This window comes from Streptomyces krungchingensis (assembly GCF_054729265.1).
This window is the reverse complement of the sequence record NZ_JBPUKY010000001.1, coordinates 5,525,158-5,542,610: the sequence shown is the minus strand read 5'-3', so window position 1 is coordinate 5,542,610 and position 17,453 is coordinate 5,525,158. Positions and strand designations below refer to the sequence as shown.

17 protein-coding genes and 1 tRNA gene are annotated in these 17,453 nt (G+C 67.8%); 9 read left to right on the top strand and 9 right to left on the bottom strand.

The window, feature by feature from the left end; all coding sequences use genetic code 11:
• Positions 1-8: 8 nt before the first annotated feature.
• The 6 genes from ACSYGO_RS24400 to ACSYGO_RS24375 all read left to right on the top strand — a co-directional run bounded on the left by ACSYGO_RS24400 (position 9) and on the right by ACSYGO_RS24375 (position 7,900).
• Positions 9-530, top strand: coding sequence for an FHA domain-containing protein FhaB/FipA (locus ACSYGO_RS24400; RefSeq protein WP_095935472.1), 522 nt, complete (start codon positions 9-11; stop codon positions 528-530).
• Positions 531-620: 90 nt separating this feature from the next.
• Positions 621-2,192: a Stp1/IreP family PP2C-type Ser/Thr phosphatase gene (locus tag ACSYGO_RS24395; protein WP_460389754.1), complete on the top strand. Its 1,572-nt coding sequence runs from the start codon at positions 621-623 to the stop codon at positions 2,190-2,192.
• A 26-nt stretch (positions 2,193-2,218) separates the two neighbouring features.
• Positions 2,219-3,658 (top strand): FtsW/RodA/SpoVE family cell cycle protein, encoded by a 1,440-nt coding sequence (locus ACSYGO_RS24390; RefSeq protein WP_095935471.1) that lies wholly within the window; start codon positions 2,219-2,221, stop codon positions 3,656-3,658.
• Positions 3,655-5,124: a peptidoglycan D,D-transpeptidase FtsI family protein gene (locus ACSYGO_RS24385; RefSeq protein ID WP_426677048.1), complete on the top strand. Its 1,470-nt coding sequence runs from the start codon at positions 3,655-3,657 to the stop codon at positions 5,122-5,124. The genes ACSYGO_RS24390 and ACSYGO_RS24385 overlap by 4 nt, the downstream gene beginning before the upstream one ends.
• Before the next feature lie 170 nt (positions 5,125-5,294).
• Complete coding sequence (gene pknB, locus ACSYGO_RS24380) at positions 5,295-7,283, top strand: Stk1 family PASTA domain-containing Ser/Thr kinase (protein ID WP_460387634.1); 1,989 nt, start codon at positions 5,295-5,297, stop codon at positions 7,281-7,283.
• Between the two features lie 251 nt (positions 7,284-7,534).
• Positions 7,535-7,900: a hypothetical protein gene (locus tag ACSYGO_RS24375; RefSeq protein ID WP_095935468.1), complete on the top strand. Its 366-nt coding sequence runs from the start codon at positions 7,535-7,537 to the stop codon at positions 7,898-7,900.
• Between the two features lie 141 nt (positions 7,901-8,041).
• On the opposite strand, the gene ACSYGO_RS24370 is transcribed toward ACSYGO_RS24375, so the two are convergent.
• From ACSYGO_RS24370 to ACSYGO_RS24345, 6 genes are all read right to left on the bottom strand, one after another.
• Complete coding sequence (locus ACSYGO_RS24370; protein WP_426677050.1) at positions 8,042-8,803, bottom strand: class E sortase; 762 nt, start codon at positions 8,801-8,803, stop codon at positions 8,042-8,044.
• 86 nt (positions 8,804-8,889) lie between these two features.
• Complete coding sequence (locus tag ACSYGO_RS24365) at positions 8,890-10,239, bottom strand: class E sortase (RefSeq protein ID WP_460387632.1); 1,350 nt, start codon at positions 10,237-10,239, stop codon at positions 8,890-8,892.
• Positions 10,236-10,874, bottom strand: a complete 639-nt coding sequence (locus ACSYGO_RS24360) for an aminodeoxychorismate/anthranilate synthase component II (RefSeq protein WP_426677052.1) — start codon at positions 10,872-10,874, stop codon at positions 10,236-10,238. The genes ACSYGO_RS24365 and ACSYGO_RS24360 overlap by 4 nt, the downstream gene beginning before the upstream one ends.
• The gene (locus ACSYGO_RS24355) at positions 10,871-11,077 is read right to left on the bottom strand and encodes a hypothetical protein (RefSeq protein ID WP_199791341.1); all 207 of its coding nucleotides are present in this window, start codon (positions 11,075-11,077) and stop codon (positions 10,871-10,873) included. Before ACSYGO_RS24355 ends, ACSYGO_RS24360 begins: the two co-directional genes overlap by 4 nt.
• Positions 11,078-11,105: 28 nt before the next feature.
• Positions 11,106-11,804 (bottom strand): class E sortase, encoded by a 699-nt coding sequence (locus tag ACSYGO_RS24350; RefSeq protein WP_426677222.1) that lies wholly within the window; start codon positions 11,802-11,804, stop codon positions 11,106-11,108.
• Between the two features lie 46 nt (positions 11,805-11,850).
• Positions 11,851-12,630, bottom strand: a complete 780-nt coding sequence (locus ACSYGO_RS24345) for a DUF881 domain-containing protein (protein ID WP_359489038.1) — start codon at positions 12,628-12,630, stop codon at positions 11,851-11,853.
• Positions 12,631-12,772: 142 nt separating this feature from the next.
• Here ACSYGO_RS24345 and crgA point away from each other — a divergent pair, with 142 nt between their 5' ends.
• Positions 12,773-13,027 (top strand): cell division protein CrgA, encoded by a 255-nt coding sequence (gene crgA, locus ACSYGO_RS24340; protein WP_028799370.1) that lies wholly within the window; start codon positions 12,773-12,775, stop codon positions 13,025-13,027.
• 275 nt (positions 13,028-13,302) lie between these two features.
• Here crgA and ACSYGO_RS24335 read toward each other — a convergent pair whose 3' ends face one another.
• Positions 13,303-14,211, bottom strand: coding sequence for a rhomboid family intramembrane serine protease (locus ACSYGO_RS24335; protein ID WP_426677053.1), 909 nt, complete (start codon positions 14,209-14,211; stop codon positions 13,303-13,305).
• 148 nt (positions 14,212-14,359) lie between these two features.
• Positions 14,360-14,893: a peptidylprolyl isomerase gene (locus ACSYGO_RS24330; protein ID WP_426677054.1), complete on the bottom strand. Its 534-nt coding sequence runs from the start codon at positions 14,891-14,893 to the stop codon at positions 14,360-14,362.
• Positions 14,894-15,331: 438 nt separating this feature from the next.
• On the opposite strand from ACSYGO_RS24330, the gene ACSYGO_RS24325 reads away from it, so the two are divergent.
• Entirely contained in the window at positions 15,332-16,033 is a 702-nt protein-coding gene (locus tag ACSYGO_RS24325) for a DUF5324 family protein (protein ID WP_426677055.1), read from the top strand.
• Positions 16,034-16,560: 527 nt separating this feature from the next.
• On the opposite strand, the gene ACSYGO_RS24320 is transcribed toward ACSYGO_RS24325, so the two are convergent.
• Positions 16,561-16,633: transfer RNA gene (locus ACSYGO_RS24320), tRNA-Ala, on the bottom strand.
• A gap of 182 nt (positions 16,634-16,815) precedes the next feature.
• On the opposite strand from ACSYGO_RS24320, the gene ACSYGO_RS24315 reads away from it, so the two are divergent.
• Positions 16,816-17,364, top strand: coding sequence for a helix-turn-helix domain-containing protein (locus ACSYGO_RS24315; protein ID WP_028799374.1), 549 nt, complete (start codon positions 16,816-16,818; stop codon positions 17,362-17,364).
• Positions 17,365-17,453 lie beyond the last annotated feature (89 nt).

Genomic DNA, 17,453 nt, shown 5'->3' with positions numbered 1-17,453 from the left:
CGGGGGCAATGTCAGAGCTGACCCTCACGGTCATGCGGCTGGGTTTCCTGGCCGTACTGTGGCTGTTCGTGATCGTGGCCGTGCAGGTCATCCGCAGCGACCTGTTCGGAACGCGCGTCACGCAGCGCGGCTCGCGCCGGGACGCCTCCCGGCAGCAGCCGGCCGCACGCCAGGCCGCGCCTCCGCCCCAGCGCCAGCAGCAGCCGCCGAGCAGCGGCGGCCGGCAGCGCCGAGGTGCCCCCACCAAGCTGGTCGTCTCCGAGGGCACCCTCACGGGCACCACGGTGGCGCTCCAGGGGCAGACGATCACGCTGGGCCGCGCACACGACAGCACGATCGTGCTGGACGACGACTACGCGTCCAGCAGGCATGCCAGGATCTACCCGGACCGGGACGGCCAGTGGATCGTCGAGGACCTCGGCTCCACCAATGGCACGTATCTCGACCGGAGCCGACTGACGACTCCCACGCCCGTACCGCTGGGCGCGCCGATCCGCATCGGCAAGACCGTCATCGAGCTGCGGAAGTAGTACGACAATGAGCGAGCGGAGCGAGCACGCAGCGGCGGTCCACACGACGGACCCCGGCGCGCTCCCGACCGGAGGGTGGGCACCGTGCGGATGTACCCGGAGCCGACGGGCGAGGTGCGCATGAGTCTGTCACTGCGCTTTGCCGCCGGATCGCACAAAGGCATGATCCGTGAGGGCAACGAGGACTCGGGCTACGCGGGTCCGAGGCTGCTCGCGATCGCCGACGGGATGGGCGGCCAGGCCGCCGGCGAGGTCGCCAGTTCCGAGGTGATCTCCACCATCGTCGCGCTCGACGACGACGTGCCCGGCTCCGACATCCTCACCTCGCTCGGCACCGCCGTGCAGCGGGCGAACGACCAGCTCCGGATGATGGTCGAGGAGGACCCCCAGCTCGAAGGCATGGGAACCACCCTCACGGCACTGCTGTGGACCGGCCAGCGGCTGGGCCTCGTGCACGTCGGCGACTCCCGCGCGTACCTGCTGCGGGACGGCGTGCTGACGCAGATCACCCAGGACCACACCTGGGTGCAGCGGCTCGTCGACGAGGGACGCATCACCGAGGAGGAGGCCACCACCCACCCGCAGCGCTCCCTGCTGATGCGCGCGCTGGGCAGTGGCGACCACGTCGAGCCCGATCTCTCGATCCGCGAGGTCCGTGCCGGCGACCGTTACCTGATCTGTTCCGACGGCCTCAGCGGCGTCGTCTCCCATCAGACGATGGAGGACACCCTCGCCAGCTACCAGGGCCCGCAGGAGACCGTGCAGGAGCTCATCCAGCTCGCGCTGCGCGGTGGTGGCCCGGACAACATCACGGTCATCGTGGCCGACGTCCTCGACATCGACTCCGGTGACACCCTGGCCGGGCAGCTGTCCGACACCCCGGTCGTGGTGGGCGCGGTCGCCGAGAACCAGCACCAGCTGCACGACAACGGCGCCATGCAGACGCCCGCGGGCCGTGCCTCCCACCTCGGCCGCCCGGTGCCCGGGCAGGGCGGGGGCGGCGAGTTCGGCCCGCCCGGCAGCGGCGACACCACCGGGTACGTGCCGACGGACGGCTTCAACGCCTACTCCGACGAGGACTTCGTCAAGCCCCGCACCGGGCGCAAGTGGCTGAAGCGGTCCTTCTACATCACGCTGGCCCTCGCCGTGATCGGCGGCGGCCTGTACGGCGGCTACCGCTGGACGCAGACGCAGTACTACGTCGGCACCAAGGGCGAGCACGTCGCCCTGTACCGGGGCATCAGCCAGGACCTGGCCTGGGTCTCGCTCTCGAAGGTGGAGAAGGACCACCCCGAGATCGAACTCAAGTACCTGCCGCCGTACCAGCAGAAGCAGGTCGAGGCGACCATCGCCGAAGGCGGCCTGGGCGACGCCCAGTCGAAGATCGACGAGCTCGCCGTGCAGGCGTCCGCGTGCAAGAAGGACGCCGAGCGCCGCCGCGCCGAGACCGAGAAGAACGCGAAGACCGGTGAGGGCGAGGCCGGCGGGACCACGGGAACCACAAAGACCTCCCTCACGTCCAAGGCCACGTCCACGCCGACGCCGACACCGTCGAACTCGGCACCGTCGTCCTCCAAGTCCACGACCGCACCCACTCCCACACCCGGCCCCAGCCTCTCCGACGAAGAGCAGAAGCTGGTCTCGCTGTGCGGTAAGCAGTAAGCAGCCGTGAGGGGCCCTGTCACACGATGAGCAGTAGTACCAACACGCCGACGCACCACACGTCCACGATCGGCTCGATCGGCGCACCGAGCCGGCGCAACACCGAGCTGGCACTGCTGGTGTTCGCCGTTGTCATCCCGGTGTTCGCCTACGCCAACGTGGGTCTCGCCATCAACGACGAGGTCCCCGCGGGCCTGCTGAGCTACGGCCTGGGCCTCGGTCTGCTGGCCGGTGTGGGCCACCTCGTCGTGCGCAAGTTCGCGCCGTACGCCGACCCGCTCCTGCTGCCGCTGGCCACGCTGCTCAACGGCCTCGGACTGGTGATCATCTGGCGGCTCGACCAGTCCAAGCTGCTGCAGTCGATCGACCAGGCGGGCACCGCGGCGCCGCGCCAGCTGCTCTACACGGCGCTGGGCATCGCCCTGTTCGTCGTCGTGCTGATCTTCCTGAAGGACCACCGCGTCCTGCAGCGCTACACGTACATCTCCATGGTCGGCGCGCTGTTCCTGCTGCTGCTCCCCCTGGTCCCGGGCCTCGGCGCCAACATCTACGGCGCCAAGATCTGGATCTCCGTCGCCGGCTTCTCCATCCAGCCCGGTGAGTTCGCGAAGATCGTCCTGGCGATCTTCTTCGCCGGCTACCTGATGGTGAAGCGGGACGCGCTCGCACTGGCCAGCCGCCGCTTCATGGGCCTGTACCTGCCGCGCGGCCGCGACCTCGGCCCGATCCTCGTGGTCTGGTTCATCTCGATCCTGATCCTGGTCTTCGAGACCGACCTCGGTACGTCGCTGCTGTTCTTCGGAATGTTCGTCATCATGCTGTACGTCGCGACCGAGCGGACCAGCTGGATCGTCTTCGGTCTGCTGATGTCCGCGGCCGGCGCCGTCGGTGTGGCCTCCTTCGAACCGCACGTCCAGCAGCGTGTCCAGGCCTGGCTCGACCCCATGCGCGAGTACAAGCTGAGCCAGGCCGGCGCCCCCGGCGTCCACTCCGAGCAGGCCATGCAGGCGCTGTGGGCCTTCGGCTCCGGCGGGACCCTCGGCACCGGCCTCGGCCAGGGCCACTCCGAGCTCATCCGGTTCGCCGCCAACTCCGACTTCATCCTCGCCACCTTCGGCGAGGAGCTCGGCCTGGCCGGCATCATGGCGATCCTGCTGATCTACGGTCTGATCGTCGAGCGCGGCATCCGCACCGCCCTGGCCGCCCGGGACCCGTTCGGCAAGCTCCTCGCCGTCGGCCTGTCCGGCGCCTTCGGCCTCCAGGTCTTCGTCGTCGCCGGCGGCGTCATGGGCCTGATCCCGCTCACCGGTATGACGATGCCGTTCCTGGCCTACGGCGGTTCCTCCGTGATCGCCAACTGGGCACTGATCGGCATCCTGATCCGGATCAGCGACACGGCCCGCAGGCCGGCGCCCGCCCCCGCCCCGAACCCCGACGCCGAGATGACCCAGGTGGTCCGCCCGTGAACAAGCCCCTGCGCCGGATCGCGATCTTCTGCGGGCTTCTCGTCCTCGCCCTGCTCATCCGCGACAACTGGCTCCAGTACGTCAAGGCCGACGAGCTGAAGGCCGACCCGAAGAACCGCCGGGTGAACATCGAGCGCTACGCCACCCCGCGCGGCGACATCATCGTGGACGGCAAGGCGATCACCGGTTCCTCGAAGTCCAAGACCGGTGACTACGAGTACAAGCGCACGTACAAGGACGGCGCGATGTGGGCGCCCGTCACGGGCTACGCCTCGCAGGCCTTCGACGCCAGCCAGCTGGAGAAGCTCGAGGACGGCATCCTCACCGGCAACGACGACCGGCTCTTCTTCCGCAACACCCTGGACATGGTCACGGGCAAGAAGAAGCAGGGCGGCAATGTCGTCACCACGCTGAACGCCGCCGCGCAGAAGGCGGCCTTCGAGGGCCTCGGCGACAAGAAGGGCGCCGTCGCCGCGCTCGACCCGAAGACCGGCGCGATCCTGGCGCTGGCCTCCACGCCTTCGTACGACCCGTCGGCCTTCGCCGGCAACTCCGACGACGACGCCAAGGCCTGGAACAAGCTCCAGAAGAAGAACAACGCCGACGACCCGATGCTCAACCGGGCGCTGCGTGAGACGTACCCGCCGGGCTCCACCTTCAAGGTCGTCACCGCGGCCGCCGCCCTGGAGAACGGGCTGTACCCCGACGCGGACACCAAGACGGACTCGCCGGACCCGTGGACCATGCCGGACACCACGACCAAGCTGCCCAACGAGGGCAACCTGCCGTGCAAGGACGCCACGCTGCGGGTCGCGCTCCGGGTCTCCTGCAACACCGTCTTCGGCAAGATCGGCGCGGACCTCGGCAAGGACAAGATGCTGGAGGAGGCCAAGAAGTTCGGCTTCAACTCCGAGCAGTTCACGCCGGTGCGCTCCAACGCCTCCAACTTCCCCACGGAGATGGACAAGCCGCAGACCGCGCTGAGCTCGATCGGCCAGTTCGAGACCGCCGCGACCCCGCTGCAGATGGCCATGGTGGCGTCCGCCGTCGCCAATGACGGCACGCTCATGAAGCCGTACATGGTGAGCGAGCTGAGCACGCACAACCTGGACGTCATCTCGCAGACGGAGCCCGAGAAGCTGAGCGAGCCGCTGTCCGAGGACAACGCCCAGGTCCTCCAGTCGATGATGGAGACCGTGGTCAAGTCCGGCACCGGCACGAGGGCCCAGATCCCGAATGTCACGGTCGGTGGCAAGACGGGTACGGCGCAGCACGGCATCGGAAACAGTGAGAAGCCCTACGCGTGGTTCATCTCATACGCGAAGCTGAGCGACAACAGCTCGCCGGTCGCCGTGGCCGTGGTGATCGAGGACGGCAGCGCCAACCGTGACGACATCTCCGGTGGCGGTCTCGCCGCCCCCATCGCAAGGGACGTGATGAAGGCAGTCATCGACAGCAAGAAGTGACCCCGCTCACGTCCCCTTCACATCGGTGCACGTTGCGATACCGGTCCTGTATCGGGTGACGGGCTTGGCCAGGTCACAGACTTCGAGCCGGGTACGGTATGCCCGGACGGCACACCGCCGGACCGCACACCTGTGCGGTCGGGACCGACGGAGAGGGCTGGTAGGTAGCTATGGAAGAGCCGCGTCGCCTCGGCGGCCGGTACGAGCTGGGCCAGGTGCTCGGCCGTGGTGGCATGGCGGAGGTCTACCTCGCGCATGACACCCGGCTCGGCCGCACCGTGGCGGTGAAGACGCTGCGGGCGGATCTCGCGCGCGACCCGTCGTTCCAGGCCCGGTTCCGCCGGGAGGCCCAGTCGGCCGCCTCGCTCAACCATCCCGCGATCGTCGCCGTGTACGACACGGGTGAGGACTACATCGACGGCACCTCCATCCCATACATCGTGATGGAGTACGTCGACGGGTCCACGCTGCGCGAGCTGCTGCACTCCGGGCGCAAGCTGCTGCCCGAGCGGGCCATGGAGATGACCATCGGCATCCTCCAGGCCCTGGAGTACTCGCACCGCAACGGCATCGTCCACCGCGACATCAAGCCGGCGAACGTCATGCTGACGCGCAACGGCCAGGTCAAGGTGATGGACTTCGGCATCGCCCGTGCCATGGGCGACGCCGGCATGACGATGACGCAGACCGCCGCGGTCATCGGCACCGCCCAGTACCTCTCGCCGGAGCAGGCCAAGGGCGAGCAGGTCGACGCCCGTTCCGACCTGTACTCCACCGGCTGCCTGCTGTACGAGCTGCTGACCGTCCGGCCGCCCTTCGTCGGCGACTCCCCGGTCGCGGTCGCGTACCAGCACGTGCGGGAGGAGGCGCAGCCGCCGAGCGTCTTCGACCCCGAGATCACGCCCGAGATGGACGCGATCGTGCTGAAGGCACTCGTCAAGGACCCCGACTACCGCTACCAGTCCGCCGACGAGATGCGTGCCGACATCGAGGCCTGCCTCGACGGCCAGCCCGTCGGGGCCACCGCGGCCATGGGCTCGGTCGGCTACGGCGGCTACCCCGACGACCAGCCGACGACGGCGCTGCGCTCCACGGACGCCCAGGCCACGTCCATGCTGCCCCCGACGAACCCGGACGACGGCGGCTACGGCTACGACGACCGCCCGGACCGCCGCCGCCAGAAGAAGAACAACACCTCGACGATCCTTCTGGTCGTCGCGGGTGTCCTGGTCCTCATCGGCGCGATCCTGATCGGCAAGTGGGCGTTCGGCGGCGGCGGGACGGGCAACGACTCGTTCAAGGCCCCGAACTTCGTGAGCCAGACCCTGACCGACGCCCAGCGGATGGCCAAGAACCGGGACCTGACGCTCTCGCCCACCAGAAAGCCGTGCGAGAAGGAGCCCAAGGGCAATGTCTGCTCGCAGGATCCGGACCCGGGCACGACGGTGAAGAAGGGCGACACCATCAATGTGGTGGTGTCGACCGGAGCGCCCAAGGTCGCGGTCCCGAGCGTCGTCGGCGACAAGCTGAGCGAGGCCAAGGACACCCTTGAGGGCGATCAGTACCAGTTCGAGGTGAAGACGAAGTTCCAGGAGTCCGACGAGGAGCCGAACACCGTCCTGGAGCAGGACCCGAAGCTCGGCGAAGAGGTGCAGAAGGGATCGACGATCACCCTCACCGTCGCCAAGGAGAAGAAGCAGTCCGTCGTCCCGGACGTCACCGGCAAGAGCTGTGACGAGGCCACGGCGCAGATGACGGCCAACAACCTGGTCGGCGAGTGCACCGACGTCGAGACGGACGACCCGAACCAGGTCGGCAAGGTCATCCAGACCACGCCGGCGGCCAACTCCCAGGTCGACCCGGGCTCCAAGGTGTCGATCCAGATCGGCAAGGCCAAGGAGCAGCAGCAGGCCACGGTGCCCCCGCTGGCGGGCCAGCGGCTCAAGGACGCCAGGAAGGCGCTCCAGGACGCCGGGCTGAGCATCGGGAACATCAACGGCGCCTCGGACGACAACGCCCTCGTGGTGGCCTCCGACCCGCAGGCCGGCACACAGCTCGCTCAGGGCACCGCGGTCAACCTGACGACGGTGGGCCAGAACGGTGGCAACAACCAGGGCGGCGACAACGGCGGAATCTTCGGCGGCGTCACCGGCGAATGACCGGGACCGGGTTCCACGCCAGGAACTGACGTCCCACGATCGGTGAGAAGGGCTCCGGTACTCGAATCGAGTACCGGAGCCCTTCTCTATTTCCGCACCACCTGGAGCGATTTCCGCGCCACGTGTCGCGCGTCACTCGGAGAAGCGAAAGGCAAATGTTGATCAACTTCTCATGAATTGGTAATGTCCGGGGCGGGCGGGAAAGTGTCCGCCCGGACCGATTCGGGGGTAGAAAAATCAAGAAGCGTATTTTGGCGGTACTCGGTGCCGCCTGTTCTCTCACGTTCCTCGCGACGGGTACGGCCTCGGCCGGCACCAACAGCGGCTGGGTCTACACCACTGACTGGGACCCGGGTGGCCAGGGAGCGTTCGGCCACGACGGCGACTGTCTGACGGTGTACGACAACCAGAAGGACGGCTACAACGTCGAGATCCACCTTTTCCGTATGAGCACGTACGAGACCATCGCTGAGCTCCACACCACCCAGGGTGGCGGTTCTCACGCGTACAAGTGCTTCTCGGACAAGGTGCCCGAGAACATCAAGGTCGGCGTGCGCGTCTCCCTCATCAAGAGCGGCGACAAGTTCAGCGGGTTCAAGAACAACCTCACCAGCTGAACGGCACGGTTCAGTCGTTGAATGGCTGAACAAAATGAATTGCCTGCGGTAAAAGAACGGGCCCGGAGTCGCGTAGGGGAAATGCGACTCCGGGCCCGGTTCTTGTCGTGTGTCCCTCGGGCAGAGGGACGCGCATTCACGTCAGCGCAGTTCCTTCGGCGGCGTCCGGTCGCTGTCGACCTTCTCCACGCGCTCCAGCTCGCCCCAGACCACGTAGCGGTAGCGGGACGTGTAGACGGGGGTGCAGGTCGTCAGGGTGATGTACTGGCCGGGCTTCTTCTTGCCGGACTGCTCGGGCACCGACTGGAGGACCTTGACGTTGAACTTCGAGGTCTCCGGGAGGATGGCGTACGCCTTGTAGACGTACCACTTGTCCTTGGTCTCGAAGACGATCGCGTCGCCCTTCCTGACCTTGTCGATGTTGTGGAACTTGGCACCGTGGCCGTCCCGGTGGGCGGCGAGGGTGAAGTTGCCGTCCTTGCCCGTCATCGGCAGCGACGACTTGACCGGGTCCGTGTAGTAGCCGGCGACACCGTCGTTGAGGACCTTGGTCGAGGTGCCCTTCTCGACGAGCACCTCGCCGTTCTTCATGGACGGGACGTGCAGGAAGCCGATGCCGGCCTTGGTGTCCAGCGCACCCGGACCGCCCTTGTCCTGCGCCCAGCCGTCACGCACCTTGTCGCCCTGCTTGTGCGCCTCGCGGTCGGCGACGACGTTCGTCCACCACAGGGAGTAGACGACGAACAGTCCGAGCACCAGACCCGCGGTGATGAGGAGTTCGCCGAAGACGCTGACCGCCATCGCGATGCGGCCGCCGCGGCGCCTCGGCCCGCCCGTGTGGTCGTGGGCCGCCGAACCGCTCTGCGATCCGGCACGCTCGTCGTGGTCGGTCCTCGCTGCCACTGTGCATCTGCCCCGTCTGGTCTGTCTCAGGTTGTCTCGGGTGCTCGCGCACCCACGTGCCCGCATCGTCGAGCGCTCGTGCGCTCTCAGCCGACGAGCGCGTCCGGTTTGCCCTTGCTGCGCGGGCGGTCCTCGACCATCTTGCCCCAGACGATCATCCGGTACTTGCTGGTGAACTCCGGCGTGCAGGTGGTCAGTGTGATGTAGCGGCCCGGCTTGGTGAAAGTCGAACCCCTGGGGATCGGGTCGAGCACGCTCGTGTTGCTCGGCGGTGTCACCGGAAGGATCGACGTCATCTCGTAGACGTAGTAGTCGTCCTGCGTCTCGACCACGATCTCGTCCCCGGGCTTGAGCCGGTTGATGTAGCGGAACGGCTCGCCGTGCGTGTTGCGGTGTCCCGCCAGCCCGAAGTTCCCGCTCTTCGCGTCCGGCATCGCGGTCTTGGTGTCGCCCTCGCCGTAGTGGCCCACCATCCCGCGGTCGAGCACCTTCGTCTTGCTGATGCCCTCCGCGATCGGCGCGACCACGTCCAGCTCGGGGATGTGCAGGATGGCGAAGCCCTGGCCCGGCGAGAAGGTCCCCGGGTTCCGCTTGCCCTTCGCCCAGTCCTCCTGGAGGTGGTGCGCGGCGCTGCCCGCCTGCTGGTGCGCCCGCACGTTGGACCACCACAGCTGGTAGGTCACGAACAGCAGCATCAGCACACCGGTGGTGATGAACACCTCGCCGATCACCCGGCTCGCGACGACACCCGCGCTGGGCTTGCGTGCCCGTGCCGCGCGCCGGGCCTCCAACCGGCTCAGAGGGGCCTCAGTGCCCTTCTCCGCCGCTTCCAGGCCCTCCGAGGCCTCCTGGGCGCCTCCGTGCCGCCCATGGCGCCTGGCGGCCTTGCGCCGCGCCGCGCGGCCCCCTGGGACGGGTGTGGCGCTCCCGCCTATTCGAGGCTTCTCCGGCGCGTCCGGGATGCGCAGCGCCACCGTCTCGTCGTCCAACGGCAGCGCGGGGGTGACCGGTTGGCCGTACGGGGCCGTGCCGGGGTCCTCGTACGGGACGGCGGCCGGCTGTTCGTACGGGACGGCCGCGGGCTCCTCGTACAACGGGGCGTACGTCTCCTCGTACGACTGCTGCTGTGCCTGTGCCTGTGCCTGTGCCGCGTGCCGCGGCTGAGGCTGTGTCTGTGCCGGCGGCTGGGGCTGGGGCTGGTCCTGTCCCGGGTACCAGTCGCGCGCGTAGCCCTCGGGTTCGTACCAGTCTTCCTGGCGTCCCGCGGTCACGGGCTGCTCCGTGCGCGGCTGTCCCGGCAGGGGGTCCGTCAGCGGGTCCGCGAGCCGGTCGACGGCCGCCTCGAAGCCCCTCGCGCCCTCGAACGCGTCAGCGCCCCCGTACGCGGCCTCGCCGCCGTAGGGGGAGCTGTCGCGCTCGGGGCGCAGTGCGGTCACGCCGTGGCCCTGCCCACCACCGGGGCGAGCCCCGCCGACCTCGCCACGGCCACCTTGTCGCCGCACTCCTCCAGCCAGTTGGCGAGCATCCGGTGGCCGTGCTCGGTCAGCACCGACTCGGGGTGGAACTGCACGCCCTCGACGGGAAGTTCGCGGTGTCTGAGGCCCATGACGATGCCGTCGTGGGTGCGGGCGGTGACCTCCAGCTCGGCCGGGACGGTCTCCGGCTCGGCGGCCAGCGAGTGGTAACGCGTAGCCGTGAAGGGGGACGGCAGGCCCGCGAAGACCCCCTTGCCGTGGTGCTCGACGAGCGAGGTCTTGCCGTGCAGCAGCTCGGGCGCGCGGTCCACCACACCGCCGTACGCCACCTGCATCGACTGCATGCCGAGGCAGACGCCGAAGACGGGCACTCCGGTCGCGGCGCAGTGCCGGACCATCTCGATGCAGACGCCGGCCTGTTCGGGCGCGCCCGGTCCGGGTGACAGGAGCACGCCGTCGAAGCCGTCCTGGGCGTGTGCGGTCGACACCTCGTCGTTGCGGAGCACCTCGCACTCGGCGCCCAACTGGTACAGGTACTGGACCAGGTTGAAGACGAAGCTGTCGTAGTTGTCGACGACGAGAATCCGCGTGCTCACTGGTTGTCCACCGTCACATCGTTGAAGGGGAGCAGCGGCTCCGCCCACGGGAAGACGTACTGGAAGAGCACGTAGACCATCGCGAGGACGAGTACGAGCGAGATCAGTGCCCTCACCCATACGTTCCCCGGCAGATGCCGCCAGATCCAGCCGTACATGCCGTCCCTTCCGTCGCACCACGGCACCGGAGTCGCCACTCGCACCACCGGACTCCTGCCGTACTGCACCAGACTAACGGCGTAGAGCCTGCGGTTTCCCAGCCTCCACAGGCTGCGTGGAGTCGAGGTGCGCCCAGACGATCAGCCGGTGGCTGTGTCCCCACTCCGGGTCGCACGTGGTCAGCGTGAGATAGCGGCCCGGCCGCGTATACCCCGACTTACGTGGGACAGGGTCGATCACCTCAATGTCCGAGGGCAGAGTTTTGTAGGGGCCTTTGTCGATCCGATACGTGAACCACGTCGTCCCGTCGGTCAGCACCACCGCGTCACCGCGGCGCAGCTCGGGAAAGTCCTTGAAGGGGTCCCCGTAGGTGCGCCGGTGGCCGGCCACCGCGAAGTTGCCCGTCTGCCCGAGCTGGGCCGTGCCCCGGTAGTGGCCGAGCCCCTTCTTCAGGACGTCCGTGGCGGTGCCTTCGAGGAGGGGCTTGTTCCACGTGAAACCAAGCCGCGGGATGTACATCACCGCGAACGGCTTGCCGTACGCGTACGGGCCGGGCGGCTTCGGACTCGCGTTCGCCCGACCGCCCGACGGGGCCTGGGTCCCCTGCGCCACGGCCCCCTTCGACCACTGCTTCTGGAGCACGTCGATCTGGTGGTCCATGGCGTTGTCGGCCTTCACCCCGGTCCAGAACAGCACGTAGACCACGAAGAGCACGATCAGCGTGCCGACGGTGATGCACAGCTCACTGACCGTCCGGACGACCACCCGCACCGACACAAAGGCCCCCCAGCGGCAGCTGCTCCACAGGCTCGGCGTACTACTCCACAGGCTTCGCGTAGTGGAGATCCACTGTGCCCGAGTAGCCGGGAAGAGTCACCGTCCCGTCCTCGACCACTTTCCAGCCGAGCCCGTAGACGTTGACGTAGACCATGTAGTTCTGGATCGCCGGGGAGGCGGCGAGCGCGTTCTTGAGCTTCTCGGGATCGCCGACCGCGGTGATCTTGTACGGGGGCGAGTAGACCCGGCCCTGGAGGATCAGGGTGTTGCCGACGCAGCGCACGGCGCTCGTGGAGATCAGCCGCTGGTCCATGACCTTGATGCCCTCGGCGCCGCCCTGCCACAGTGCGTTCACGACGGCCTGGAGGTCCTGCTGGTGGATGACCAGGTAGTCGGGCTGCGGCTCGGGATAGCCCGGCAGCTTGGCCGTGGCGTTCGGCGGGGCGTCGTTGAGGGTGACCGTGACGGCCTTCCCCTTGAGCTTCTGGGTGCCGGCGTTCTCCTCCAGGGCGGCAAGCTTGGCGTCCTCCGCCTTGCTGCTGCCGTCCTCTCGTCCGGCGAGCCCGTCCACCTCGTCGCGCAGCGCACCGTTGGAGTCGTCGAGCGACGCGTTCTTGTGGCTGCGCTCCTGAATCAGGTCGGAGAGCTTCAGCAGGGAGGTGTCCGAGCGGATATTGGTGCCCTTGGCCGTGTTGAAGCTGGTGAAGAAGATCAGGCCGGCGAGCGCGAAGACGGCCGCCGTGAGCACGCGTACGGGCCGGAAACGGCGCGTACCGGCAGGACTGGTACCCGTCCCTGGGGAGTCGGCAGAATTGCTCAACGTACCCTTATCTCCTTAGGCGCCGCGGAAGCACTACGCTAACGGACGCCCGGGGGAGCGCTCAGTGTCCCCTTGTACGCTGCCCCGGAGCCCGCCCCAGTTCCCTGCGCGGCCACGCAGCGCATCGACAGGAGAGACCCTCGTGCCGAAGTCACGTATCCGCAAGAAGGCCGACTACACGCCGCCCCCGGCGAAGCAGGCGACCAACCTCAAGCTGACCAGCCGCGCCTGGGTCGCGCCCGTCATGCTGGCCATGTTCCTCATCGGCCTCGCCTGGATCGTCGTCTTCTATGTGACGGACGGCTCGCTGCCGGTGGACGCCCTGGACAACTGGAACATCGTGGTCGGCTTCGGCTTCATCGCGGCGGGGTTCGGCGTCTCCACGCAGTGGAAGTAGCTCTGCCCACGGCTATCCACTGAGTTATCCACAGCCGTTTTCCACAGGTGGAAAAAGAACGACGATCTGTGGATAACTCATCCGGGGTTGACGCCGGTGTGACTGACCTACCGCGATCCGCAAATCTGTTCGCCCCCTGCCTGACCTGCGAAAACTCTGGTCAGTGACAGGGGGCACAGTTGTTCCCGCACAGCGTGCACAAGATCCGCCACGATCTGTGGACAACATCGACTGCCGGTCGATCAGGACGCGCGCTCAGTGGGTCGGAAGGACCCTCAGGTGAGCTGAGCGGTCCTGACCAGCGTCAGGACCACGACCACGGCGAAAACGACGGCGCAGACGCCGTACTGGATGGCGTTCCGGTGCTCGCGCGGCGCGTGCACCATCGCGTACCCGACGACGACGCCTCCGATCAGACCCCCGACGTGCGCCTCCCAGGCGATGTTGAACGCCGGGCTGAAGGTGAAGACCATGTTGATCGCCAGCAGGGCGATGACCGGCCGCATGTCGTAGTTGAGCCGGCGCATCAGCACCGCCGTCGCTCCGAACAGGCCGAAGATCGCGCCGGAGGCACCGAGCGAGGGCGAGTTGGTGGCGGCGACGAGGTAGGTCAGCGCACTGCCCGCGAGGCCCGAGAGCAGATAGAGCGTGAGGTAGCGGGCGCGGCCGAGGAACGCTTCGAGCGGACCGCCGATCCACCACAGGCTGAGCATGTTGAACAGGATGTGGACGATGCTCCCGTGCAGGAACATCGACGTCAGCATCCGGTACCACTGGCCTTCGGCGACGCCCTGGATACGGCCGTCGAGCTGAGCCTGCCCGAAGAGGTACAAGCGGTCGGTGAAGCTGTCGCCCAGCACCTGCTGCGCCAGGAAGACGACCAGGTTCACCCCGATGAGGATCTTGGTGACGAGCCGGGGGTCGGAGGTGACTCTGCCGCCGGCGAGGGTGCGGGGCTGGTTGGCCGCCGGGGAGTGGCCGGTGCCGGAACCGGTGCGCACGCACTCGGGGCACTGGAAGCCGACCGAGGCGCTGACCATGCACTCGGGGCAGATGGCGCGCTCGCAGCGGGTGCAGCGGATACCCGTCTCACGGTCCGGGTGCCGGTAGCAGGTCGGCAGGCTCTGCGCGTTCTGCGGTCCCTGGTCCCGCGGGTCCTGCGGGCTGCCTGGCGCCTGGTCCATGGGTTCCCCTCAATCTCCGTACGGCGGGCTCACGCGCGGCGAACAGGGTCTGCGTGCGCAACGCACCGCCCCGTCCATCCTTACGGATGAACGGGGCGTTTGGTTCCCTGCGGGATCCTTCGGACCCGGCGGTGCGAACCCGTTCGGCTCAGCCTTCGCGGGTCTCGACGACGACCGACTCGATGACGACGTCGTTGACGGGGCGGTCGGTGCGCGGGTTGGTCTGGGTGCTCGCGATGGCGTCCACGACCTTCTGGCTCGCCGCGTCGGCGACCTCGCCGAAGATGGTGTGCTTGCGGGTCAGCCAGGCCGTCGGGGAGACGGTGATGAAGAACTGCGAGCCGTTCGTGCCCGGCCCGGCGTTGGCCATGGCCAGCAGGTACGGCTTGTCGAAGGCCAGGTCGGGGTGGAACTCGTCCTCGAACTGGTAGCCGGGACCGCCGGTGCCGTTGCCCAGGGGGTCACCGCCCTGGATCATGAATCCGCTGATCACCCGGTGGAAGACCGTGCCGTCGTAGAGCTTGTCCGTGGACTTCGCACCCGTCGCCGGGTTGACCCACTCACGCTCGCCCTTCGCGAGTTCCACGAAGTTCCGGACCGTCTTGGGGGCGTGGTTCGGCAGGAGCCGGACTTCGATGTCGCCTTGGTTGGTCTTCAGGGTGGCGTACAGCTGCTCAGCCACGATCTGCCTTCCGTTGCCGTCTCTTGACTCCCCGATCCTTGCACGGACAGCCCTGCCCGTCTCCCGTCACCACTCTTTCAAGGGGTTTCACGCTCCCGTTGCCGGTCACCCGTTCCTCACCTCCGAGCGAAGGTCCGCGTGTGGCACGAACAGAAAAACGGTCGAGTCCCCCCGGGACAGGCGCACGGCGCGTCGATCCGTGGCATTGTCGACGACAAGCTCCTGTTGCCCCATATTCATCCGCTATCTCACGTGATCGACACCCGACCGGATCTTGCTCCGAGTCACCCGGAGTCAGTACCCGTGACCCGGATGCCCGTCTTCACATGCCCCGGACGTCGCGGGCGGGCATGATCCCGATAAGGGTGGAAAGGTGAACTGTGTGTCATTGGGGGCACCTCAGACCCCCGACGTACGCCACCGAGGAGGAGGAAACCCGTGACCCGCATCGACAGCGTGCGCGCCGCGACCGGCTCGGCGAAAGACAGCGTGCTGCACGCCGCGGAAGTGGTGGCGCCCTACGCCGACACGGCCAAGGACAAGGCTTCGTACTATGCGCACGAGGCGCGCGTACGGCTCGCACCGAAGGTTTCGCAGGCCGCCGAACAGGCCCGTGTGCAGTACGACGCCCATCTCGCGCCGCGCCTGGAACAGGCCCGCACCCATGTGCCACCGAAGGTGGACCAGGCAGCGCATGAGGCCGCCGTCCGCACCCGTATCGCGGCCCGGCAGGCCGCCGACTATTCCAGGCCGCGGATCGAACAGGCGATCGCCGCGTCCCAGCCCGTCCGGGAAGAGGCCGCGGCACGGAGCATCGCGGCCATCGCCGCGCTGCGGGGCCAGGTCTCACCGAAGGAGATCGAGAAGCTGGTCCGCAAGCACGAGCGGCGGGCGAGGGTCGGCCGTCTCGCCAAGGGACTGGTGATCGCGGGAGTCCTCGCGGCCGGCGCGTTCGCCGCCTGGAAGTGGTGGGACAAGCAGGCCAACCCCGACTGGCTGGTCGAGCCGCCCGCCGCGACCGAAGTACCCGAGGGCGGACGCCTGACGGCGGTCGACGGCAGCGGCCGGTCCGATCTGGACCCCGAGGTTCAGGCCAAGGAGGCCGAGGAGCAGGCGGCGGATCGCGACGACCGCCGCTGACCGACCGCTCTCTCAACATCGCCGTGGGGCAGGAGACTTGTCAGTTCTCCTGCCCCACGGCGATGTTTCACGTGGAACGCAGGTACATCGGCCGCCACGGGGGGGCTCTCCTCAACCCCATTGCCGTCCGCTCCCCGTTTACTGAGTCGGCTCATGATGACGTTTGCAACGACCGGCATGTGCAATATCCGTGCAGATGTTGTTAACAGAATGCGTTGATACGACTACACGCATACCTTTACGCCAGCTCACGCATGGCACTCGCGCCGCCATGCCCCGGCGCCCGAACCGGAGCACCCACGCTCGCGGCAGACGTAGAGGCCGCGCAGCCCCCGCATTTGCGCAAAGAAGTAGCAACGACTGCAAAGTCCTGTTTGTGACGCACGTCACCACGACTGCCGTGCAGGGCGCGCCATCGGTCTCTCAGGCATCCGACGAAGGCCTCACCGCCGGCTCGCACCCGGACCAAAATGGGACATAGAAAAACCGGCCAGCCGCCTAAAAAGGCGTCTGGCCGGTCCGAGACGTGGAGCCTAGGGGAGTCGAACCCCTGACATCTGCCATGCAAAGACAGCGCTCTACCAACTGAGCTAAGGCCCCGGAAGAGGAACGTCCGACCACAGGAACCACCTGTCGACGGGCGCCGCAGACCAGAGTACCGGGTCACCCCCGGGATCTCGCAAAAAGATTGGGGGTCCCCGTGGACGACCACTCTCCGTAAGATGCTCGACGTGGTTCGCTACAGCGAACCGCGGTATTTGGGGAAGCGATGGGGAGACGCAATGGACGCCGCACAGCAGGAAGCAACCGCAAGAGCCCGGGAGCTGCAGCGGAACTGGTACGGGGAGCCGTTGGGGGCGCTCTTCCGTAGGCTCATCGAGGATCTTGGGCTGAACCAGGCGCGCCTGGCCGGGGTGCTGGGCCTGTCGGCGCCCATGCTGTCGCAGCTGATGAGCGGTCAGCGAGCCAAGATCGGCAATCCGGCGGTCGTCCAGCGCGTGCAGCTTCTGCAGGACCTGGCGGGGCAGGTCGCGGACGGCAGCGTCAGCGCCGCCGAGGCGACCGAGCGCATGGACGAGATCAAGAAGTCCCAGGGGGGATCGGTGCTCAGCAACACCACGCAGTCGACGAGCAGTTCGGGCGCCCCGACGGTGAAGCGCGTGGTGCGCGAGATCCAGTCGCTGCTGCGCTCGGTGGCCGCGGCCGGGGACATCATCGACGCGGCGGACACCCTCGCCCCGACCCACCCGGAACTGGCAGAGTTCCTCCGGGTGTACGGCGCCGGCCGTACCTCCGACGCGGTCGCGCACTACCAGTCGCACCAGAGCTGAGCCGACCGCCCGGCCGCCGAACACCCTGCCGCCGAACGCACGGCAGCTGGAGACCCTCATATCCTCCAGCTGCCCGACTCGGGTGGCCG

What these genes read in the sequence shown, in the direction of transcription:
- ACSYGO_RS24400 (WP_095935472.1), top strand. Translation starts at nt 9, where the DNA reads ATGTCAGAGCTGACCCTCACGGTCATGCGGCTGGGTTTCCTGGCCGTA.
- ACSYGO_RS24395 (WP_460389754.1), top strand. Translation starts at nt 621, where the DNA reads ATGTACCCGGAGCCGACGGGCGAGGTGCGCATGAGTCTGTCACTGCGC.
- ACSYGO_RS24390 (WP_095935471.1), top strand. Translation starts at nt 2,219, where the DNA reads ATGAGCAGTAGTACCAACACGCCGACGCACCACACGTCCACGATCGGC.
- pknB (WP_460387634.1), top strand. Translation starts at nt 5,295, where the DNA reads ATGGAAGAGCCGCGTCGCCTCGGCGGCCGGTACGAGCTGGGCCAGGTG.
- ACSYGO_RS24335 (WP_426677053.1), bottom strand. Translation starts at nt 14,211, where the DNA reads ATGGACCAGGCGCCAGGCAGCCCGCAGGACCCGCGGGACCAGGGACCG.
- ACSYGO_RS24315 (WP_028799374.1), top strand. Translation starts at nt 16,816, where the DNA reads ATGGACGCCGCACAGCAGGAAGCAACCGCAAGAGCCCGGGAGCTGCAG.